This is a genomic window from Paraburkholderia polaris (assembly GCF_012927345.1).
Lineage (GTDB): Bacteria > Pseudomonadota > Gammaproteobacteria > Burkholderiales > Burkholderiaceae > Paraburkholderia > Paraburkholderia polaris.
On the sequence record NZ_JABBGJ010000007.1, the window covers coordinates 147,950 to 168,963 of the forward strand.

At 61.9% G+C, this 21,014-nt stretch carries 19 protein-coding genes; 15 read left to right on the forward strand and 4 right to left on the reverse strand.

Features of this window, described 5'->3' with window-relative positions:
* The first annotated feature begins 58 nt into the window (after positions 1–58).
* From HHL24_RS43595 to HHL24_RS08455, 8 genes are all read left to right on the forward strand, one after another.
* Entirely contained in the window at positions 59–178 is a 120-nt protein-coding gene (locus HHL24_RS43595; RefSeq protein ID WP_201073569.1) for a potassium ABC transporter ATPase, read from the forward strand.
* Positions 175–270, forward strand: a complete 96-nt coding sequence (gene kdpF / locus HHL24_RS08425) for a K(+)-transporting ATPase subunit F (protein ID WP_169485040.1) — start codon at positions 175–177, stop codon at positions 268–270. The genes HHL24_RS43595 and kdpF overlap by 4 nt, the downstream gene beginning before the upstream one ends.
* Positions 267–2,075: a potassium-transporting ATPase subunit KdpA gene (gene kdpA, locus HHL24_RS08430; protein WP_169485041.1), complete on the forward strand. Its 1,809-nt coding sequence runs from the start codon at positions 267–269 to the stop codon at positions 2,073–2,075. Before kdpF ends, kdpA begins: the two co-directional genes overlap by 4 nt.
* Before the next feature lie 85 nt (positions 2,076–2,160).
* Complete coding sequence (gene kdpB, locus HHL24_RS08435; RefSeq protein ID WP_169485127.1) at positions 2,161–4,224, forward strand: potassium-transporting ATPase subunit KdpB; 2,064 nt, start codon at positions 2,161–2,163, stop codon at positions 4,222–4,224.
* A gap of 18 nt (positions 4,225–4,242) precedes the next feature.
* Entirely contained in the window at positions 4,243–4,824 is a 582-nt protein-coding gene (gene kdpC, locus HHL24_RS08440) for a potassium-transporting ATPase subunit KdpC (protein ID WP_169485042.1), read from the forward strand.
* Positions 4,825–4,947: 123 nt separating this feature from the next.
* Complete coding sequence (locus HHL24_RS08445; RefSeq protein WP_169485043.1) at positions 4,948–5,646, forward strand: response regulator; 699 nt, start codon at positions 4,948–4,950, stop codon at positions 5,644–5,646.
* Between the two features lie 192 nt (positions 5,647–5,838).
* Positions 5,839–6,186, forward strand: a complete 348-nt coding sequence (locus tag HHL24_RS08450) for a hypothetical protein (RefSeq protein WP_169485044.1) — start codon at positions 5,839–5,841, stop codon at positions 6,184–6,186.
* Positions 6,187–6,311: 125 nt separating this feature from the next.
* Entirely contained in the window at positions 6,312–6,728 is a 417-nt protein-coding gene (locus HHL24_RS08455) for a universal stress protein (protein WP_169485045.1), read from the forward strand.
* 1 nt (position 6,729) lies between these two features.
* Here HHL24_RS08455 and HHL24_RS08460 read toward each other — a convergent pair whose 3' ends face one another.
* A complete protein-coding gene (locus HHL24_RS08460) occupies positions 6,730–8,703 on the reverse strand; it encodes an APC family permease (protein ID WP_169485046.1) in 1,974 nt (657 codons plus the stop codon).
* Between the two features lie 347 nt (positions 8,704–9,050).
* Entirely contained in the window at positions 9,051–10,652 is a 1,602-nt protein-coding gene (locus HHL24_RS08465) for a hypothetical protein (protein ID WP_169485128.1), read from the reverse strand.
* A 179-nt stretch (positions 10,653–10,831) separates the two neighbouring features.
* On the opposite strand from HHL24_RS08465, the gene HHL24_RS44545 reads away from it, so the two are divergent.
* From HHL24_RS44545 to HHL24_RS08485, 5 genes are all read left to right on the forward strand, one after another.
* Complete coding sequence (locus HHL24_RS44545) at positions 10,832–10,966, forward strand: hypothetical protein (protein WP_268966696.1); 135 nt, start codon at positions 10,832–10,834, stop codon at positions 10,964–10,966.
* Positions 10,967–11,696: 730 nt separating this feature from the next.
* Positions 11,697–12,242 carry a fimbrial protein gene (locus HHL24_RS08470; RefSeq protein ID WP_169485047.1) on the forward strand — a complete coding sequence of 182 codons (546 nt, stop codon included), beginning with the start codon at positions 11,697–11,699 and terminating at the stop codon, positions 12,240–12,242.
* A gap of 107 nt (positions 12,243–12,349) precedes the next feature.
* Positions 12,350–13,108, forward strand: a complete 759-nt coding sequence (locus HHL24_RS08475) for a fimbrial biogenesis chaperone (protein ID WP_230417382.1) — start codon at positions 12,350–12,352, stop codon at positions 13,106–13,108.
* A 2-nt stretch (positions 13,109–13,110) separates the two neighbouring features.
* Positions 13,111–15,780, forward strand: coding sequence for a fimbria/pilus outer membrane usher protein (locus HHL24_RS08480; protein WP_169485049.1), 2,670 nt, complete (start codon positions 13,111–13,113; stop codon positions 15,778–15,780).
* Positions 15,777–16,817, forward strand: a complete 1,041-nt coding sequence (locus tag HHL24_RS08485) for a fimbrial protein (protein WP_169485050.1) — start codon at positions 15,777–15,779, stop codon at positions 16,815–16,817. Before HHL24_RS08480 ends, HHL24_RS08485 begins: the two co-directional genes overlap by 4 nt.
* 45 nt (positions 16,818–16,862) lie before the next feature.
* On the opposite strand, the gene HHL24_RS08490 is transcribed toward HHL24_RS08485, so the two are convergent.
* Positions 16,863–17,486, reverse strand: coding sequence for an ATP-binding cassette domain-containing protein (locus HHL24_RS08490; RefSeq protein ID WP_169485051.1), 624 nt, complete (start codon positions 17,484–17,486; stop codon positions 16,863–16,865).
* Between the two features lie 291 nt (positions 17,487–17,777).
* On the opposite strand from HHL24_RS08490, the gene HHL24_RS08495 reads away from it, so the two are divergent.
* Positions 17,778–19,088: an MFS transporter gene (locus HHL24_RS08495; protein ID WP_169485052.1), complete on the forward strand. Its 1,311-nt coding sequence runs from the start codon at positions 17,778–17,780 to the stop codon at positions 19,086–19,088.
* Here HHL24_RS08495 and HHL24_RS08500 read toward each other — a convergent pair.
* On the reverse strand, positions 19,006–20,127 hold the full coding sequence (locus HHL24_RS08500; protein ID WP_169485053.1) for a helix-turn-helix transcriptional regulator: 1,122 nt from the start codon (positions 20,125–20,127) through the stop codon (positions 19,006–19,008). The two genes, HHL24_RS08495 and HHL24_RS08500, sit on opposite strands and share 83 nt — an antisense overlap.
* A 293-nt stretch (positions 20,128–20,420) precedes the next feature.
* Between HHL24_RS08500 and HHL24_RS08505 the strand changes: the two genes are divergently transcribed.
* Positions 20,421–20,705 (forward strand): hypothetical protein, encoded by a 285-nt coding sequence (locus HHL24_RS08505; RefSeq protein WP_169485054.1) that lies wholly within the window; start codon positions 20,421–20,423, stop codon positions 20,703–20,705.
* Positions 20,706–21,014: the final 309 nt, after the last annotated feature.

The window sequence follows — 21,014 nt, forward strand, 5'->3', positions numbered from 1 at the left end:
AAGTATTAACGCTGCGTTTACGCGGATTTTCCTAAATTTCACGGTGCAGGAGTCCCTCGTGGGAGACCAGACCATGGATCTGCTTTACCTCATCGCAATCATTGCGTTCAGCGGCCTCGTCGCGGCCTTTGTGATTGGCTGCGACAAGCTTCGCCGCGCGCCCGGAGGCCGTCCATGACAACCTGGATGACCTGGCTCGCGGCGACCTCGACGCTGATTCTGTTCGCTTACCTCGTGTATGCGTTGCTACGCGCGGAGGCTCTCGAATGAACTTCAACAACCTGTTTCAGCCCGGCCTGTACGTTGTCGTGCTGATCGCGCTCGCCATACCCCTCGGCCGTTACATGACCGGCGTGGTGGACGGTTCCTCGGTCGTCGTGCGCCGGATAGGGCGGCCGATCGAAACCGCGCTCTACAAGCTCGCCGGGGTCGACCCCAGCGCCGAAATGTCATGGAAGCACTATGCGCTGGCCGTGCTGGCGTTCAATACGCTCGGTGTGCTCGCGGTGTATGGATTTCTGCGTTTGCAGCAATGGCTGCCGGCGAACCCGCAGGGCTTCGGACCGATGACGCCCGACGCCGCCTTCAACACGGCAATCAGCTTCGTGACCAACACGAACTGGCAGGACTACACGCCGGAATCGACCGTCAGCTATCTGACGCAGATGGCCGCGCTGACGGTGCAAAACTTCTTTTCGGCCGCCACCGGCATTGCTGTCGTGGTCGCGCTGATTCGCGGTTTCGCACGCCATACGACGGCGACGATCGGCAATTTCTGGGTCGATCTGACACGTATCACGCTATATATCCTCGCGCCGCTCGCGACGGTTATCGCGCTCGTCTTCATCAGTCAGGGTGTGATTCAGAACTTCAAGTCGTACGAAGACGTGCCGACGCTGCAGGTGACGACGTATCAAACGCCGAAGACCGATGCCCAGGGCAATCCCGTCAAGGATGCCAAGGGCAACCCGGTGATGGTGGACAACAAGGCCGACAAGCAGACCATCGCCATGGGGCCGGTCGCGTCGCAGGAAGCAATCAAGATGCTCGGTACCAACGGCGGCGGCTTTTTCAACGCCAATTCCGCGCATCCGTATGAGAACCCGACGCCGTTCGCCAACTTCGTTCAGATGATAGCGATGCTCGTTATCCCGGCTGCGTTGTGCCTGGTGTTCGGCCGGATGGTGGGCGACCAGCGCCAGGGCTATGCGGTGCTTGCCGCGATGACGATCGCTTTCGCGGTTGCCTGCTGGGGTGAGATTTCGGCAGAGCAGAACGGTAATCCGCTGTATACGTCGCTGCATGTCGATCAAACGGCATCGGCCACGCAACCCGGCGGCAACATGGAAGGCAAGGAAACCCGCTTCGGCATCGCGCAGTCCGGCATCTTCACGGTGGCGACCACGGCGGCGTCGTGTGGCGCCGTCCTCAACACGCACGATTCGTTGACGCCGATGGGCGGATTCGTTCCGCTCCTGCTGATCGAACTCGGCGAGGTGATCTTTGGCGGCGTCGGCTCGGGCCTATACGGCATGCTCGTGTTCGCCTTGCTCGCAGTGTTCGTGGCCGGCCTGATGATCGGGCGAACGCCGGAATACATCGGCAAGAAGATCGAGTCGTACGAGATGAAGATGGTGTCGATTGCCGTGTTGCTCACGCCGCTGCTCGTGCTGGTCGGGGCTTCGATCGGTGTATTGACGGCGGCCGGCGTGGCGGGCGTCGCTAATCCCGGACCGCACGGATTCTCCGAGATCCTCTACGCCTACAGTTCGGCCGCCAATAACAACGGCAGCGCTTTCGCGGGTCTGTCGGTCAATACGCCGTTCTACAACGGCACGCTGGCCGTCGCCATGTGGTTCGGCCGCTTCGGTTCGATTGTGCCGGTGCTGGCGATCGCCGGATCGCTTGCCGCAAAGAAACGCATCTCCGCTACCGCCGGCACGCTGCCGACGCACGGCCCGCTGTTCGTCGTGCTGCTGCTCGGCACCGTGGTGCTGGTCGGTGCACTGACGTACGTGCCGGCGCTGGCGCTCGGCCCCGTCGTTGAACATCTGATCATGGTCGCGGGACATTGACTGAGAGGACAGCATGACTAACGGACTCCAACCGCCGGTTCATCAGCCGGGCAACATCGGTCAGGCACGCAATGCCGCGCGCTCGATGTTCGACCCGGCGATTGCCCGGCCGGCGCTCGTCGATTCGTTCAGGAAGCTCGCGCCACGCCATCAGTTGCGCAACCCGGTGATGTTCTGCGTGTACATCGGCAGCATTCTGACGACCATTCTGTGGGGCGCCGCGCTCGCCGGCCAGGCCGAAGCGCCTGCTGGTTTCATTCTCGCGATCGCGCTCTGGCTGTGGTTTACCGTGCTGTTCGCCAACTTCGCGGAGGCGCTTGCCGAGGGCCGCTCAAAGGCGCAAGCGGCTTCGCTGCGCGGCGCGAAGCACAACGTGATGGCGAAGAAACTGCAGGAGGCACATCCCAAGTCGCCGATCCGTATCACGACCGCGACCGATCTGCGCAAAGGCGATGTCGTGCTGGTCGAAACCGGCGATGTGATCCCGGCTGATGGCGAGGTGATCGAAGGTGTCGCCTCGGTCGACGAGTCGGCGATCACGGGGGAATCCGCGCCGGTGATCCGCGAGTCGGGCGGCGATTTTTCGTCGGTGACGGGTGGCACGCGGGTGCTGTCGGACTGGATCGTCGTGCGCGTCAGTGTGAATCCGGGCGAGGCTTTCCTCGACCGGATGATCGCGATGGTGGAAGGCGCGAAGCGTCAGAAGACGCCGAATGAGATCGCCTTGACGATCCTGCTGGTCGCGCTGACGCTCGTGCTGCTGTTCGCTACCGCGACGCTGCTGCCGTTCTCGATGTTCTCGGTCGAAGCCGCGAAAGCAGGGCACGTCGTCACGATTACCGCACTGGTCGCGCTGCTGGTGTGTCTGATTCCGACCACTATCGGCGGCCTGCTGTCGGCGATCGGCGTAGCAGGCATGAGCCGCATGATGCAGGCGAACGTGATCGCCACCTCGGGCCGCGCGGTGGAAGCGGCCGGCGACGTCGACGTGTTGCTGCTCGACAAGACCGGCACGATCACACTCGGCAATCGCCAGGCTTCGGCTTTCACGCCGGCGCCGGGCGTCACGGAGGAACAGCTCGCCGACGCCGCGCAGTTGTCTTCACTTGCGGACGAAACACCGGAAGGGCGCAGCATCGTCGTGCTCGCGAAGCAGCGCTTCAATATCCGCGAACGCGACATGCACGCGTTGCAGGCAACCTTCCTCGCCTTTAGCGCACAGTCGCGCATGAGCGGTGTCGATATGCCCGACCGCGAGATTCGCAAGGGTGCATCCGATGCGATCAAACACTATGCCGAGGCGCACGGCGGCCGTTTCCCCGCGGAGCTGACGGTTGCGGTGACGGAAATCGCACGGCGCGGCAGCACACCGCTAGTCGTCGCGCAGCAAGTTCGCGGCGAGAGCGGCGCACGCTGCATGGGCGTCATCGAGCTGAAGGACATCGTCAAGGGCGGCATCAAGGAGCGCTTCGGCGAACTGCGCAAGATGGGCATCAAGACCATCATGGTAACGGGCGACAACCGGCTGACCGCGGCAGCGATCGCCGCCGAAGCGGGCGTGGACGATTTCATCGCCGAGGTGACACCTGAGGCGAAGCTCGCCACGATCCGCACGCATCAGGCTGAAGGGCGGCTCGTTGCGATGACCGGCGACGGCACCAACGACGCCCCGGCGCTCGCACAAGCGGACGTGGCGGTGGCGATGAACACCGGCACCCAGGCCGCGAAAGAAGCCGGCAACATGGTCGACCTCGATTCGAATCCGACCAAGCTGATCGAGATCGTCGAGATCGGCAAGCAGATGTTGATGACGCGCGGCTCGCTCACCACGTTCTCAATTGCCAATGACGTCGCCAAGTATTTCGCGATCATTCCGGCGGCTTTTGCGACGACTTATCCGCAACTGCGCGTGCTCGATGTGATGCATCTGAGCTCGCCTTCGTCGGCCATTCTGTCGGCGGTGATTTTCAATGCGCTGATTATTGTTGCGCTGATCCCGCTTGCGCTCAAGGGCGTGAAGTACCGGCCGCTCGGCGCGGCATCGCTGTTGCGGCGCAATCTGCTGGTCTACGGGCTGGGCGGGATATTGCTGCCGTTCCCGTTCATCAAGCTGATCGATATGGTGCTGAACGTGTTCGGCTGGGTCTGACCCAATAGGGTGAACATCATGAAAACGCTGATTCGTCCGGTACTGGTTCTGTTCATCCTGATGACGGTGATCACCGGGGTGCTCTATCCGATCGTTGTGACCGCAATCGGTCAGGCGGCCTTCGGGCGCCAGGCGAACGGCAGTCTGCTCGAGAAGAACGGCAAGGCCGCCGGCTCCGTGCTGATCGGTCAGCAGTTCGACGCGCCGTACTATTTCTGGGGGCGCCTGTCGGCCACCACGCCTCAGCCCTATAACGCGCAGAACTCGGGTGGTTCGAACCTCGGCCCGACCAACCCCGCGCTCGCCGACGAAATCAAAGGCCGGCTCGACGCCTTGAAGGCGGCGGGCAACGACATGTCGCAACCGGTGCCGGTGGATCTGGTGACGTCGTCGGGTAGCGGCCTCGACCCGGAGATCAGTCCGGCGGCTGCGGCCTATCAGGTGGCGCGCGTGGCGAAGGCCCGCGGCTTGCCGCTCGATCAGGTGGCCGATCTTGTTGGGCGTAACACGTCGGGGCGGCAGTTCGGCATCTTCGGCGAGGCGCGCGTGAACGTGCTGAAGCTCAACCTGGCTTTGGACGATCTCAAGCCGATGCATTGAGCCCGTTGCTTTGCTGTCGTCGCTTTGCCGGCGCGCATGAAGCGCGCTTGTCCAATAATCTATGGAGACCCCGCCTTGACGTTGGCCGCAACCTGAACGGGGCGCTGTCGACGTGGCACATTCATGAGCGATCCCACCGTAACGGTCGTTGTGATCGACGCTGACAAAGCCATCCGCCGCTTCATTCGTACAAGCCTCGAAGCGGCCGGCATGAGTGTCTTCGAAGCGCAGACCGGCGCACAAGGCCTGGCGCAGGCTGCAACGCGCCTGGCCGATCTCGTCATTGTCGATCTGAGTCTGCCGGACATGGACGGTATCGAGGTGATCCGTGAGTTGCGCGGCTGGTCCGCGATGCCGGTGATCGTCCTATCGGCGCGCAGCCGCGAGGAAGACAAGGTTGCCGCGCTCGATGCCGGCGCCGACGATTACCTCACCAAACCATTCGGCTTACCCGAGCTTAGCGCGCGGATCCGCGCGCATTTGCGCAGGCAGGCCAACGGCGACAGGGTCGGCGTGCCTCAGGTTCAGTTCGGCCTCGTCACGATCGATCTCGGTGAGCGGAGGGTCGTGCGCGGCAGCCGGATTGTCCATCTCAGCCCAACCGAATATCGCCTTCTCTCCGCGCTGGTCCGCCATCCTGGGCGCGTATTGACGCATGAACAGCTGCTCGGCGAGGTGTGGGGCCCCTTGCAAACCGACAACCACCACTACCTGCGAATTTACATGGGGCACCTGCGCCAGAAGCTCGAACGCGATCCGGCGCATCCAGAACACATCGTCACCGAGGCCGGTGTGGGTTACCGGCTGGTCGGCGTGCGATGAATTTCACAGGATTTTTATATCGCCGGCAGCAATCGTTTCTCAACCTTTATGGCGTCGTCCGTATAGTTTGAGTCTGGCGTTCCGCCGTAAGAAAAGTCTGTGATTTGCTGGAGGGTGTATGGCGTTCAAACAAACAAAGAGCAACGTGACCGTCGAGGCTTGCGTGTTCGCCGCTCCGGGTTTTGACATTCCATGACTCCCTCAAGACCCGCCATGATGTTCAGAGGGATGTGCAAGGTTGTCGCCATCGCCTTCATCACCAATCAGGTTCTCACGACTATTTTTACCTATGTCGCGCAGCAACTCGATGCGAGCTTGTCTCATGAAACGATCTGGCTTTTCAGTTGCGTGACATGCGGGTTGCTCACGTTGTGGGTGCAGTCCGATGCGCGGCGCGCGTTCGGCTTCGCGCGTGAGAAGGGTTTCGTGAAGACGGGCGGCGACAGGAAGCAGGATCTGCAGATTGCTGAGGATTGTCCGAAGCGGTGGCTGGTGATTTTGCATATCGAGTTGAATCCCGCTGCGATACAGGCATCGTGAGACGGCTTTGCGCCGCTGTTTGATCTGCCTCGCTTGCATGCTGCAAAACACAGCCGACATTTTTACGCGACTTTAACGCGGCTTTAGCTAAGCTCAAAGTACCTGATAGCGGTCCGGAGTTCTCGATGATACGAATGTTGATCCCTGTTCTCGACCACGGCGGCGCGATAGAAGCTGCGCGCTATGCGGCGTTCCTGTTTCTGGAACGCGGCGTAACCCAAGTCGAATTGCTGGAAGTACTCGAGCCTGTCGATCAGGGGCGCGCGGCAGCCTTCCACACCCGAAGCGCACTGGTGCGAATGGAAAAACAAGCCATGCTAAAGGCGCTGATCGATGCTCGCACCATTCTCGAAGAAGCCGGCGTGCCGTACCAATGGAAGCGGGTTTTCGGGCATCCCACGAAAGCGATCGCCGCCTACGCGGCGACGACCCAGCCCGACGTCATGGTGATCGACGCGAGCCATATGGGCTTCTTTAGAAGACTGGCCATGCTCGCTGCCCTGTCGAGACGGACCCCCACGCCCGTCACGATGGTTCATTGACTCATCCCACATTCATCGGCAGCAGCACCATCTGTTTGCCATGCTGGTGCAGACGCGTCTGGATTTCCATCGGCGTGTGATTGTGCAGCCATCTGGTCAGGATATTCACCCGTTTGAAAATCAGTTTGCTGGCGAAGCAGACGCTGTTCGGGAATTCCTCCATGGTGATTCCGGTCAGTTTGATGAACTCTTCGACAGGATCGGTGCCGAAAGCGATCCGGTATTCGGCGGCCATTCCGTGCCGGCGGCAGTGCGCCACATAATATTCCAGCGATGCCGAAATCGTTTGCCGCAAGCGCTCAAGGTGCTCCGTACCTTCATAGCTTTGCGCATCCACTTCACCGACCGCGAGAAATATCACATTCCTGAAGTGGTCCGGGAACAATCGGTTCACCCATAGCAGCGCATGCATGCTGGCCCCGCGGTGTTTGCCGACGAGCAGAATAGCGGTCGGCTGGGACGGATCGGGTTTGAGCGACGCAGCCGCGTCGTCGACCGCGGGCGGCGCGCCGGTAAAGAGGGCATCTTCCTTCGCAATCAGCGCGCGGGTTTCGTTGTAATGCCGTTTGATGACGAAGCACAGCGCCACCACCGCACCGGTCACCAGCACCGTCAGCCAGCCTCCCGCCGTGAATTTTTCGATCAGTGTAATCACCAGCACGGTGCTGGTGACCGATAGGCCCAGCGCGGATAGCGCGAAGTGCGTCAGCCAGTTTTCGCCGTCACGGCGATGTTGCCACCAGTAAATGCACAGGCCCAGCAGGGAGAGACTGAACGTCAGGAACACGTTGATGCTGTACAGCACCACCAGGATCGACACGTCGCCGTGCGTCCAGATGAGGATGGCGAGGCTTGCGAGCCCCATCACGACGATGCCGTTCTGTCTGACGAGACGCGCTGACAGATCGCGGAAATGGCGCGGCACCCACGAATCGGACGCCATGTTCGACAGCACGGCCGGCCCGTCCAGAAAGCCGGTCTGTGCGCCGACCAGCAGCAAACCGGCTTCGAAGGCCAGCACCGCTGCAAGCAGCGCATGCCGTGCGAACGCCGAGCCCAGCCCAAGATGATCGATGATGCTGCCGAATACCACCGCATTGAGCGTCTGACCTTCCACCGCCTGGGCATGCCACAACATGTACAGCAGGATGATGCCGCCGGCCGTGAATGCCAGCGACGTGGACATATAGAACATCGTCGTCCTGCCGTTCGGCACGCGCGGCTCGGCCAGCATGTTGACGTTGTTCGACACGGCTTCCAGACCGGTATAGGTGCCCCCGCCTAGCGAGAACGCTCGCATGAGCAATGCGGCCACCACCAGCGGTCCAACAGCGTGCGACATATCGCGTGCGTCGCCGATGGCGCCCGGCACGACGGCCGCCAGATGATCGCCGTGCACTGCCACGCCGTACACGATGAGACCGAGATGCAGCACCACGAAGCCGAGGAAGATCGGCAGCAACACCATGATCGACTCGCGCATGCCGCGAAAGTTGAGGCCTGTCATCAAGACGATGAGCGTGAGTTCGGTGGCGAGTTTGAACGCCTGCGCGCTCACCGGCAGCAAGCTGAAGAATGCATCGACGCCGCTTGCGAGCGACGTGGCGATGGTCAGCACGTAGTCGACCAGCAGCGCCGCGCCTGAAACCAGCCCTGGGTGCGGGCCCAATAGTGCCGTCGCTACGCGATAGCCGCCGCCACCGGTGGGAAACAACTGGATAACCTGGTTATACCCGAGCGCGATGATGAAGACTGTCGCCGCGGTAGCCAGTGCGAGAAACACGGCAAGTGAGGTGTGCTGGCCGAGCGCCAGGAAGGCTTCTTCCGGCCCGTAGCATGACGATGACAACCCGTCGGCTCCGAGGCCTACCCAGGCCAGCAGCGGCGTGACTGCGATCGCGTGGCGAGTCCGGGGGTCGAGCGGATCCAGCGGCTTACCGACAATCAAACGCCAAAAATTAGCGAAGACGGTCATGTCCCCTCCAGGCCTGTTAGCCGTGCCGGCGTGACTGATGTTTCTACGGGTTGAAGGGTTTGCGCCTCAGTGGCCCGGGCGTAAGGAGAATGACAAGTAGCGACCGCTGCTGCGATCGTCGGCAACCGACAACAAAAATGTAGGGCAGTTTTGCGTGATGTGCCAGTGGACTAAACCCGGGAATAAATGTGGTCAGGATATCGAAAGGAAGATCGGAAGACCTATAAGAAAATTTGCGTCGTGGCTTGACGGGCTGCATTGAGGGCGTTGAGCCGCTGTTCAGCATCCCGCTCGCTGTGAACGAGGCGGCATGCTGAATACAGCAGCGTGACCTCACCAAAGCATGACTATTGACCTGTATAGCCCACGGGTGCTGTGTACTTGCCCTGTATCGCATTCGCGTTAGCCAGCACAACGTAAATCGGCGACTCGGTCAGCGTGAGATTCACGACGCCGTTTGTGTAGGCCACCGAGCTGACATTGCCCATCATGTCGATGACGCTTACGTTGCCGCTCGTGCCGGTCGAGTTCACGGTCAATGCGTAGCTGGTGCTATAGGTCGAGCTGTATGTACCCGATGACGTTGGCCAGTACGAATTGTTGTGTGTCCACAGCGCCGCGATCACCGCCCCCGAGTTCAGTTGCTGGAACGCGTAGCCATAGACCATCGACGGAAGCCCGTTGAGGCGCCCGAGCGTTTGTGTGCCGTCTATGACGCGCGTCAGCGCGGCGAACGCAAGCGCTTCCGGTTTGGGGCTCAGATTCGTCGCGCCATATTGCCCCTGCGGATCGCTGAGATCGAAGAACGTACCGATGCCCACGTCCGCTGGATAGTCCGAGCCGTAGAAGAAGTAGGTGACCTGTGCGCCTTCGCCGAGCATGATCAAATGCGCGCGCAATGCGACGGCGGCCTGCCCGTATAGCTGGTTCGCCGGCGGATAGTTCGCCCCATAAGCGGCGCCGGCGTCGTAGGTGATGCCGAGCTCAGTCACCCACAGACGCATGTTCGGCTTGACCGTCTGCATTTCCGAACGCAATGACTTCATCTGCTGATCGAGCGCATTCGCGACATTCGCGGGATTCGGATCGGTGTCGTATTGTTCGGGAGGATGCCCTGCGAACGTGCCGGCGTTGTAATAGCCGTGTGTCGTTACACCGTCGATATATTTGCCGAGACCCAGCGGTGCGTAGGTGGCGAGATATCCTTGCGTACATTGCGCCGAGCAGTTTGCGGGAAAGACATTGGACGTGCCCATCACGACCGCGTTCGAATCAGTCGAATGGAGGCCCGCATAGACGGCCGCGTACATCGCGACGAAATTGGCAGTCGAATCGACCCATTGAGGCTCCCACGTCACCTGGTAGTAGCTGTTTTGCTGATTGGGAAAATACTGCTGCCGGATCGCAGCGCTATCGGTGCCCACGCGCGCCATGTAGTTCTGGTAGTAGGTTTCATTCGTCGGTGCGTTGGTGTCGTCCTGAAACGCGCCCGTCGGACTGGCCCACGCGGGAATGCCGTCCAGCCTGATGAGGCGCATGATCTTGCCGTTCGTGTAGAACGGATCGAGATCTGATAAGGCCGGCGTCCACGTATTCGCTGCATTGGGCTCCATGGCGGACAGCTCCCGATCATCGATCGTTTGGGAGATGCCAAGCGCTGTGAGCATCGGGCCGTTGTCGTTGAAACCCTGCATGCCGAAGCGGTGCTGTTCCTGGTGCGCGTAGCTGACCGCCGGTATCGTGCCGGACAGGTTCGGCAAGATGCCGAAGGTGGCGATACCGCTCGGACGTGTGCCCGATTGGGGCAGCGTGCCACCCGCGTGCGACAGCGTCGCCGTGATGGCGAAGTAACCCGCCGCGGTACTCTGGCACGACAGAGTGCTGGTCCGCGTCCCGCTCGGCACGGCGAATGAGCCGCTGCCCTTGATGTTGCCCAGTTGATCCTGCATCGACCAGACGACTGTGTCCGCTGATTTCGCCGTGGTGACGAACGACACCTGAAAGTTGCTGCCTCGATTGAAGAGGCGTGTGCCGTCGCTGCTCGGCGTGTCGGAGACGATCAGGCCTTGCGCGGCGCCTCCGGATGTTGTGGTCGGGGCTGCGCAGGCGATGGCGGTTGGTGTGGGTGTTGGTGTTGGTGTTGGTGTTGGCGTTGGTGTTGGCGTTGGTGTTGGTGTTGGTGTTGGTGTTGGTGTTGGTGTTGGTGTTGGTGTTGGTGTTGGCGTCGGTGCAGGCGTCGGTGCAGGCGCAGGTGTTGGCGTAGGCGTAGGCGTGGACGTCTTTTGAATCCAGCAGTACTTAGAAGCGCCGCGCGCCGGGTCGGTCCCAAAAGCGGCGTTGCTGCAACTCGTACCGTTTGTGAAAACCTTCGTCACATTCTTTGAGGTCGTGCTTGCGCCATAAAGCACCGACTTCGTCCCGGTGAAAGAGCAGAACGCGTTCTCGACCGCGCATTGCGTCCATGCCGCGTGAGCGCTTCCAACCATGATCCCGCCGACGGGCGCAAGCATTAGAAACGCGCGTTTCATTTCGGACTCCGCGAATCGATGTCGTCAGAGATGCCTGCGCGTCAATTGAATGCGTCAAGGCAGTCTGAGCGTGATCACTGCTGAGGAACGAAGACAACGAGCTTTAGTTAAGTCGATTTGACAGGCCTGTAACGGACAACAAGAAGCTCATTTCAGAAAAATCGGCTTGGTCGATCCTGCGTCGGTAGATATTCCCCGGTTCTTTCGTATTCGTATGAGTAAAAACGCAGCGTAGACGCACTTTTTCCAGCGGGCAGTGTCCGCCTAAGTAGTTTCTGCTTCAAAAAACGTCTGATTTAACAGCGTTTAAAACTTCTCACGTCCCGCCTGACATTGCTTAACTGTCCATTTTTGCTGTCGTCCCGATAATTGCCCCCGGCGCGGTCGGTTTGAGCGCAACGCCATCGCTGAACCCGCCACACACAGTCTTTCAATACGACGCATTACTTACCAATCGGGATAATCATGAAATTCACGCGCTCAGGCGTTCTCGCTACGGCTATTGCTGCTGCCGCCGCCATGCCGGCCGTCTCGCAGGCGGCGGACGGCACCATCACCTTCACCGGTCAGATCACCAGCCAGACCTGCACGATCAGCGGTAACGGCGGCGGCAAGAACTTTACCGTCACGCTGCCGACCGTCTCGACCTCGGCGCTCGCCACTGCCGGCACGACCGCAGGCCGCACACCGTTCAACATCGCACTGTCGAACTGCACGCCGAACTCGGGCAACGTATCGACCTATTTCGAACCGGGCGCCACGGTCGATACGACCACGGGGCAACTGATCAACGCCACGGGCACGGCAACCAACGTCGAAATCGGCCTGCTCAATGGCGATAGCAGCGTCATCACGCTGGGTGCCGCTCAGGCTTCTCAGAACTCGAAGGCCGTCGCGCTGGCGAGCGGTGCGGCCACGCTCAAGTACTTCGCGCAATACGTGGCGACGAACGGCGCGTCGACGGCAGGTACCGTCAATACGACCGTCATGTACTCGATCGTCTACCAGTAAAAATCAGACGCTACGGGGTGGTGGCCGGCGCCCGGCAGAGGCGCCGGCCACCAAGGAGATCAGAGCGAACTGCGAGTTCGCCACGTAATCAGGATAACGAAATGGCAATGCGAAATAAATTATCAAGGGCGATGACGATTTTCGCATTGTCATGGTGGGTGAGCAGCGCGTATGCGGGTGTCGTGATCAGCGGCACGCGCGTGATCTATCAGGCAAAAGAGCGTGAAGTGACCGTCAAGCTCAGTAACGAAGGTGACGCACCGGCACTGGTGCAGGTGTGGCTCGACACGGGCAATCCGAATGCGATGCCGGACGAATCGAAGGTGCCGTTCACCTTGTCGCCGCCGCTTTTTCGCCTCGATCCGAAGAAAGGACAGAGCCTGCGCCTGATCTACACGCAGGAGCCCTTGCCGCAAGACAAGGAGTCGTTGTTCTGGCTCAACGTGCTTGAAGTGCCGCCGCGCGCGGCCGCCAGCGCTGCAGCGGACGATCCGAATTCGCTGCAACTGGCGTTCCGTTCGCGCATCAAGCTGTTCTTTCGCCCGGCGGGGCTGCCGGGTAGTGCGGACGAAGCGGCGGCGAAAGTCAGCTGGAAATTCGTGCGCAAAGACAACGGCGCCTACGCACTCGAGGCGACCAATCCGACGCCTTATCACGTGACGTTCAGCAAGATCGTCGCGACCGAGAGCACAACGAGTTGGACCAGCGACAAGGGCGGCATGGTCGACCCGGGCGCGAGCGCGGACTTCGACGTCGGCAACGTCGCGCCGCTCGCCGCCGTGCCGGCGCAGGTCGACTACACCTTCATTAACGACTACGGCGCCGGCGTCAACGGCAAAACGCTGCGCGACGAGACCCGCAAGTAACCATGCTCATCCGGGAACACTCTTCACGGCCGCGAGCCGGAAACTGGTTCGCGCTCAGGCGCAGCCATGCTCTGATGCTCGGCGCGCTGGCCGCCTGGGGCACGGCCCCGGCGTTCGCCGACTCGACGATGCTTGCCGACGTGCAGTTCAACAGCGAGTTTCTGATGAAACCGAAAGGCCAAAGTGTCGACGTGTCGCGTTTCGAGCGTGGCAATCCGGTGCAGCCCGGCGAGTACACCGTCGATCTCTACGTGAACGGAAACTGGATTGGTCACGACGCACTACGTTTCGTGGCACCGGAAGGCGTTGCGAACGCCGTGCCGTGTTTCAGCAAGGCGCTGATCGAGCGACTCGGTCTGGACTTTTCGGCATTGTCGGACAAGGGCCGCGGCGAACTCGCGAAAGCCCAGGCGGGTGAATGCGCGAACCTCGCCGATCTCGTCGACGGTGCGTCGCAATCCTTCGATCTGTCCGATCTACGGCTCGATCTGAGCATCCCGCAGGCAGCGCTGCTGCGCAATCCGCAGGGCTACGTGAGCCCGGAATTCTGGGACGAAGGTGTGACCTCGGCCACCTTGGGCTACAACCTGAATTCGTTTCGCGTGACCGGCTCGGGGGCGGCGGGGGCGGCGGGGGCGTCGGGGTCGTCGAACACGCAAACCTATCTCGGCCTGAATAGCGGCGTCAATATTGGCAGTTGGCACTTCCGGCAGAATTCCGCGCTGACGTGGCAATCGAACGGACCGCGCACGTATCAGAATATCGCGACCTACGTGCAGCACGATCTGCCGTCGATTCGCAGCCAGTTGACGCTCGGCGATGCCTTTACCGATGGCGCCGTTTTCGACAGCATCGGTATTCGCGGCGTGGAATTGGCGAGCGACGACCGCATGTTGCCCGACTCGCTGCGCGGCTATGCACCGCTGATTCGTGGCGTGGCGATGACCAATGCGCGCGTGAGCGTCACGCAGAACGGCAACAAGCTGTACGAGACGACGGTCGCGCCGGGTGCATTCGAGATCAACGATCTGTACGCCACCGGCTACGGCGGCAATCTGCTCGTCACAGTCACGGAGGCCGACGGCAGTCAGCATAGTTTCTCGGTGCCCTATGCGTCGGTCGCGCAGTTGCTGCGTCCGGGCATTACGCGCTTCAATGTCGCCGCTGGCCAGCTTCGCGATGCGCAGGTCAATCAACACGACAACCTGCTTCAGGGGACCGTGCAGCACGGTTTCAACAACGTCATCACCGGTTACGCGGGGACGATTGTTGCAGAGGGCTATCTCGCAGGGCTGCTCGGCGCGGCGGTCAACACGCCGTTGGGCGCGGTCGGGTTAGACGTGACCGAGGCGCGCGCCAACATTCGCGGCGTGACCAACACCACCGGTCAGAGCGTGCGAATCAGTTACAGCAAGCTGGTGCCGGCCACCAACACGAACTTCACCGTGGCTGCTTATCGTTATTCGTCGAGTGGTTTCTGGGCGTTGCGCGACGCCATGCTGGCGCGCAGCGCGGTTGCCGCGGGACAGGACCCGAGCGCGGTCGACCGTCAGCGCAATCAGGTCCAACTGACGATGAACCAGAGTTTCGGCAATGGCTGGGGCAATGCCTATGTAGTCGGTTCGACGCTCGATTACTGGAACCGCGGCGGCACCACCACGCAATTCCAGATCGGTTACAACAACGTGTTGCGCGCAGTCGGCACCAACTTTAGCTACAACGTGTCGCTGTCGAGGCAGCGCGACGGGCTGACCGGGCAGATGAATAACCAGCTCTTCGCGAGCGTCTCGATTCCCCTCGGCACCGGCCACCATGCGCCGACCCTGTCGACCAGCTTCACGCACAACAGTCAGAGTGGTTCGTCCGAGCAGGCGATGCTGAACGGCTCGGCCGGTGTGGACAACGAATTCACCTATGGCGTGACGGCGAACCATGCGCCGGGCTCGAGTGCCGGCGGCGTGAACGGCCAGTACCGCAGTCCGTACGCAACGCTTGCAGCGAGCGCAAGCGGCGGCTCCGGCTACTCGCAAGTGTCGGCGGGCGTGACCGGCGCGATCGTGGCGCATCCGGGTGGCGTGACCTTTGCCAACGATCTGGGCGACACGATCGGTGTGGTGGAGGCGAAAGACGCGAAGGGTGCCCGCATCACCAATTCGTCCGGCGTGCGCATCGACAACTTCGGCTACGCGGTGATTCCGTATCTGACGCCGTATAGCCTGAACACGGTCGAGATCGATCCGAAGGGGATCCCGCTCGACGTCGAATTCAAGTCGACCAGCCAGCAGGTGGCGCCGCGTGCCAATTCGGTGGTGATGATTCACTTCGGCACGGTGACCGGCAGGGCGGCGGTGATCGCGGCTCGCTTGCCGAACGGCGCAGCGTTGCCATTCGGTGCGACGGTATACGACGCGAAGGGGCAGAGCGTCGGCGCGATCGGCCAGAACAGCCGGATCTTCGTGCGCGGCGTGGCCGATGAGGGCGCGCTCACCGTGAAGTGGGGCGATGCCGCGGATGAACAGTGTGCCTTCGGCTACCACTTGCCGCCCAAGGGCGAAGACCGCGGCGCGTATGCGCACGGCGCGTATGCGCATATCGATGCCGTGTGCGGCGCGATAGCCGGCGTGGCGAACCAGGCAGCGGCGGGTTCGTCCGCTGGAGGAAATGCGCAATGAAGATGTCTCTCTCGTTCAGAGCCGTACGAAAATGCTTCGGCATCCTGATGCTATACGCTGCAGGTTGCGCCGGACTGGTCGCCAGCGCGCCCGCTCACGCGGCGCTGCAATGCACGATTACCGGTTCGGCGGCGATCAGTTTCGGCACGCTCACCGTACCGCGCGACACGCCAGTTGGCACGGCAATCGGGCCGGTGCAGTCTTCGACCGTTTCTGTTAATTGCCCGTCAAATCCCGGTACGGTGCCGCCATACAACAATGGTTGGTATATCCAGTACTATCCGCAACTGACGAGCAGCGCGGTAGCGGGCGTGTGGAATACCGGCATCGCGGGCATCGGCATCAAGGTCGTGGACGTGACCTACGGCAACACGACTTTGTCCACGCTGCCAGTTGGCAAGTGGGGCGATTTCGGCACACCGATCACGACCACGGCTGCGTTCCAAGGCAGCTTCACGTTCAGCTACCAACTGGTCAAAACGGCCGCACAAGTGACGACGGGTGGCGCGGTGAACATTCCGCAGCTACTCACGCTGGTCAGCCACAACGTTCCGGCGAACATAACGTCGCCGGCTCTCGTGACGATCTCGGTCAACAACACCTCGATCGTGGCGACCACATGCACGGTGACGACGCCGTCGGTTAGCGTCGCGCTGCCTACCGTCAACGCCAGCGCATTGAGCCCCGTCGGCACGACAGTCGGCAACACGAACCTCAGCATCGGACTATCGTGCCAGGCCGGCGCGAATGTGTACGTGACGCTGACCGACGCGACCACGCCTGGCAACACGACCGGCAATTTGACGCTTGCGAGCGGATCGACCGCAACGGGTGTCGCATTACGCCTGCTCAATAGCGGTGGCACGGTGGTGAGCTACGGGCCGGATTCGGCGGTAGCCGGCAATCCGAATCAGTGGCTGGTCGGTGCATCGGCGAGCACAACCCGCATCCCGTTGACCGCGCAGTACATTTCAACCGGCACGGTAGGCCCGGGTACGGTGAAGGGGCTCGCCACCTTCACGATGAGCTATCAGTGAGGCCTGGAGACACGGCGTGTTGACTCGCCGGCGCGCAGAGACCGCCTAGCCGCGCATACCCAGGTCCGCGAAACCGATGGTTCTCGCCTCGCATGCTTGTGTAAAAGCCGTGTCGTAGCTCGAGAAAAAGACCGTGCGGGTGTCGGCCAGCGTTTTAAACAGATCGACCAGAACCCCGCGTGCCGAGGCGTCGAGGCCGCCGACCGGTTCATCCGCGATCACGACTTTCGTCTCGCCGAGTACGGCCCCGGTCAGGAAGAATTTCTTGCGTGTGCCAAACGACATCTGCTCGAAGCGCTTGTCGAGATGCGGTTCGAGGCCGAAGCGATTGGCAAGATCGCGCGTGTGGCTGTCGACGGCTGTCTTTCTTTCCGACGCCACCCGATCCAGATACTCGCGACCGGTCTGGTCCGGATACGTCATGCAGTCTTCGGGCACATACGTGAGCACGGATTTCGCCTCATGCGGCGCGGTGCGCAGCGAATGGCCGCCGAGCCATACCTCGCCGGCGTCGGGCCCGATCGTGCCGGCGAGGATGCCAAGCAACGTCGACTTGCCACTGCCTGATTCATCGTTGAGCGCCACGCATCCTGTAGCCGTGCCGAAATGCAGTCCTTGAAAGATGATGCGTTCGCTATAGCGCTTGCTGAGGTTCTCGAATCGAAGCATGGAGTGCGGAGGGTGTCAGCCGAAGAATGTGCCGCGCGACGCCCACACAGATGGCGATCAGCACGATGCCAGGCGGCGAGGATTCTTCGGGAAGTTGGCGGTGTGCAAGTGTAGCAGCGCGCTCAGATGCTTTCCCCGCGTCTGACAATTACGCCACCCGTCGGTCACGTACGCGCGAACATCAGCGTGGGCGGTGTAAAATCGCGTCCTTTTGCGCCGTTAAGTAAAGCGCTTCACCGCCGTTCCGCCAATCTCCTGAATACCTCGACGCTGCCCCGTCGATTGCAATCCATGCAAACTGCTGCCCGCAAAGCGGGCCAACCGTCCCGCGCCGAACTCAGGCGTATCGTCACCGCAATTGTTATCGGTAACGGCTTCGTGGCGTACGACTTCACGGTCTACAGCTTTTCCGCGGTCGTCATCGGTAATCTGTTCTTTCCATCGAGCAATCCCGCGTCGTCGTTGCTGCGCTCGCTTGCCACCTTCGGCGCGGGCTTCGTGATGCGCCCGCTCGGCGCGATCATGATCGGCCACATCGCCGACAGCCGTGGCCGCAAAGCCGGCCTCACCGCATCACTGACCCTCATGACCCTTGGCACATGGCTGATCGCGTGCCTGCCGGGTTATGCGTCGATCGGTCCTGCCGCGACGGTGTTGATGGTGCTCGCGCGCCTGATCCAGGGGCTCGCGGCAGGCGGGGAGATCGGGCCGGCGTCGGCTTCGCTGATGGAGTCGGTCGCCTACCGGCACCGGTGTTTCATGGTGAGCTGGCGCGGCGCGAGCCAGGGGGCGGCCGCTTTCGCCGCCGCGCTGGTCGGGGCGAGCACGACGGCGCTGCTGTCGCCCGCTGCAATGCATAGCTGGGGATGGCGCATTCCGTTCGTGCTGGGCGGCCTGATCGGACCGGTCGGCTGGTATTTGCGTCGCCGGATGCCGGCGGCCGCGCCGCTGCAGCGTGCGCGGCTCAGCCCGAGGCGCATGTTCACGGAGTACCCGCGTCCCTTGGTTTGCGGCCTTCTGATGATGGCGGCGCCTTCGGTGGGCATCTACCTCACCGTCTTCTACATGCCGGCCTATCTGGTTCGTACGCTGCATCGGCCGGCAGCAATCAGCCTCCTGACGGCCTGCCTGTCCGGCCTTGTGATTCTCGTGGTGACGCCGCTCGTGGCGCGCGCGGCCGATCGCTGCGCGAGCCGCAAGACGCTGCAATACGCGGCACTCGTGGCCTCGCTGTCGGCCGCGTGGCCGGCATTCTGGGCGCTGACCCACGGCGTGGGCGACGTCGCCGCGCTCGCCATCATCACGGCGTATGTGGCGCTTGCGGTCAACAATGCCGGCCCGAGTTCTGTGCTGATGATGGAAGCGTTTCCGCTGCATCGGCGCGCGGCCGGACTTTCGGTGATCTACAGCTTCGGCGTTGTGCTGGTTGGCGGATTTTCGCCGTTCCTCGTGACGTGGCTGATCAACCGGACCGGCGATCCGATGGTCCCCGCGTGGTATCTGATGGCCGCGACCCTGCTCACGCTGATCGGGCTGAGGGCATTTCCCGAGGCAAAGTCGCCGGATGCGTGCCTTGCCTGCGCGCCGCAGCCGCCGGCGTGAGCTCCTTCGCGTTGCCGTACTGCAGGTCCAGCGCGCGCGCCCGCATATCCTGCGGGCTCATGTCGAAGGCGCGGCGAAATGCGCGGGTGAAATCGGACGCGCTCTGGAAACCGAGTCCGTAGGCGATTTCCGTTACCTGAAGATGCGGGAAACGGACTAGTTCGTCCGCTGCTTCGCGCAACCGGCGATTGCGGATGTAGGCGCCGAGGCCGCCCTCGTGCTCGAACCAGCGATAGATAGTGGCGCGTTTCAGTTGTAACGCCTGAACCACACGGGTTGGCGTGAGGTCGCCCTCGTGCAGGTTGGCTTCGACATAGCGCCGCACCTGTCCCATCACGGCGGCCTGCACCGCCGCCCGGCTTGCGCCGGTCAGACGCGCCTCCTTGCGGAAGGCGGCGACCATCAGTTGGGCGCCTGCATGTAGTGCCTCCGCCGCGGCGGCCGGGTCGAGCGTTGGGATTTCCCGGGCGACCGCCGCCAGGTGGTCCAGCACGAGCCCGGTCAGCGGCGAACCCTGCTGGACAATCCGACCGTGAATCGCCGCACCATCGCGCAGTTCCTCGTCCACGATCGCGGACGGTATGAACAGGCTCAGAAGCCGGCATTCGGGCCGCTCGGCCCGAAACGGCTGGTTCAGGTCGAGCGCGACAATACCCTGCACCGAGGCCGGCGCGCTGCGTTTCTTGCGCATGCCCGTCACATGGCCGATTTCGCCTTCCACGAACAGTTGAAACGCGTAATCGCGCCGCGAATCTGTGGAGACGCGCGCGACCGACCGTTCCAGCAGCATGGAGTCGGTGCTGCAGTCCGTAAACACGATTCCGCCGACTGCATATAGATCAATTTCACCGCGAAATCCCCGGGCGATCTGCTCCTTCGACGGCGGCACGTCGACCACATGGCCCACGCGCTGGCGCCAGGCTAGAAATTGTTCCTCGGCTGCGAGCGCATGCGTGCTGAAGCGGCTCGTGGAAATGGCGGAGCGCGATTCGGCTGCGGCTGCAGCGGCCAGGTGTGGCGGCAAGGTGCGCTGGTTCATGGATCGGTTGCTGCGAACGGGGGATGCGGTTCTGGTGGAGTAGCGATGGTAACCAACTATTTAACACGCCGTCGTCCAGAACTGAGACGTATGGTAAAGCCTATCAAAAAACCTGCGGTATCGTCCGATGATTAGATGCAGATCGCTTTCATCGACGGCGCAATAAATCCGTTTATAACAAGCCCCGCTCCGGAAAGCGCAACTGCGCGCAGAAGGAGCGCCGTTCGGCATTCGCGGCGCAATCGGTGCGAGGCGCAGGCTTCGCCCGCGGCCAATTTACGGGGTAGCGAAAGATGAGCGGCACGAACAAGCAACCGATCGCCCAGCGTGGCGGGCGGCGTCCGGCCAATCTGGTGGATAGCCAGTTGGAGCATCTTGAGAGCATGGTTCAGCACTTGACGCGTGGGGACGCGGTGAGCGTGCTGGTCCCGCTAGACCATGAGTATTGGGAAAAACGCATTCGCGTGCTGGAAGAGACTCACGAGTTGATTGCCAGCCAACGCAAACGCGTTATCAAGCTTCTCGACCAACTCGGGAGTGAAGCGCAGATGAAGCCGGCGCGGCGTACCGCTGCCTGAGTCTGAATCTGTCGAAGGGAAGGGTTGCGAGGGACGGGGGTAGTGGCGGGAGAGCAGACCGGTGCCACAAGGTACCGGCAATAAAAAGAAGAACCTGAGAGTGCGGCATTGATGCGGACGGGCCCACAGAGGCCCGCCGCTCAGCTGCAAAACCGTTGGGCGCCTTGCCCATCGGACGTTTGGGGTGTTGCTGTATCACTTCTGGACTTGGCCGAGCGACCGGCAGGGATTGCCACGAAAGTGTCGTTCTCGCCGGGCGCTCGCTCGGCTGACCACCTGCGTCACGCATTATGTCCGCTTCCGCCCGCT

Coding starts and splice junctions, on each gene's coding strand:
- kdpF (WP_169485040.1), top strand. CDS start 175: ATGACAACCTGGATGACCTGGCTCGCGGCGACCTCGACGCTGATTCTG.
- kdpA (WP_169485041.1), top strand. CDS start 267: ATGAACTTCAACAACCTGTTTCAGCCCGGCCTGTACGTTGTCGTGCTG.
- kdpB (WP_169485127.1), top strand. CDS start 2,161: ATGTTCGACCCGGCGATTGCCCGGCCGGCGCTCGTCGATTCGTTCAGG.
- kdpC (WP_169485042.1), top strand. CDS start 4,243: ATGAAAACGCTGATTCGTCCGGTACTGGTTCTGTTCATCCTGATGACG.
- HHL24_RS08445 (WP_169485043.1), top strand. CDS start 4,948: ATGAGCGATCCCACCGTAACGGTCGTTGTGATCGACGCTGACAAAGCC.
- HHL24_RS08450 (WP_169485044.1), top strand. CDS start 5,839: ATGACTCCCTCAAGACCCGCCATGATGTTCAGAGGGATGTGCAAGGTT.
- HHL24_RS08455 (WP_169485045.1), top strand. CDS start 6,312: ATGATACGAATGTTGATCCCTGTTCTCGACCACGGCGGCGCGATAGAA.
- HHL24_RS08460 (WP_169485046.1), bottom strand. CDS start 8,703: ATGACCGTCTTCGCTAATTTTTGGCGTTTGATTGTCGGTAAGCCGCTG.
- HHL24_RS08465 (WP_169485128.1), bottom strand. CDS start 10,652: ATGCAGGATCAACTGGGCAACATCAAGGGCAGCGGCTCATTCGCCGTG.
- HHL24_RS08470 (WP_169485047.1), top strand. CDS start 11,697: ATGAAATTCACGCGCTCAGGCGTTCTCGCTACGGCTATTGCTGCTGCC.
- HHL24_RS08475 (WP_230417382.1), top strand. CDS start 12,350: ATGCGAAATAAATTATCAAGGGCGATGACGATTTTCGCATTGTCATGG.
- HHL24_RS08480 (WP_169485049.1), top strand. CDS start 13,111: ATGCTCATCCGGGAACACTCTTCACGGCCGCGAGCCGGAAACTGGTTC.
- HHL24_RS08485 (WP_169485050.1), top strand. CDS start 15,777: ATGAAGATGTCTCTCTCGTTCAGAGCCGTACGAAAATGCTTCGGCATC.
- HHL24_RS08490 (WP_169485051.1), bottom strand. CDS start 17,486: ATGCTTCGATTCGAGAACCTCAGCAAGCGCTATAGCGAACGCATCATC.
- HHL24_RS08495 (WP_169485052.1), top strand. CDS start 17,778: ATGCAAACTGCTGCCCGCAAAGCGGGCCAACCGTCCCGCGCCGAACTC.
- HHL24_RS08500 (WP_169485053.1), bottom strand. CDS start 20,127: ATGAACCAGCGCACCTTGCCGCCACACCTGGCCGCTGCAGCCGCAGCC.
- HHL24_RS08505 (WP_169485054.1), top strand. CDS start 20,421: ATGAGCGGCACGAACAAGCAACCGATCGCCCAGCGTGGCGGGCGGCGT.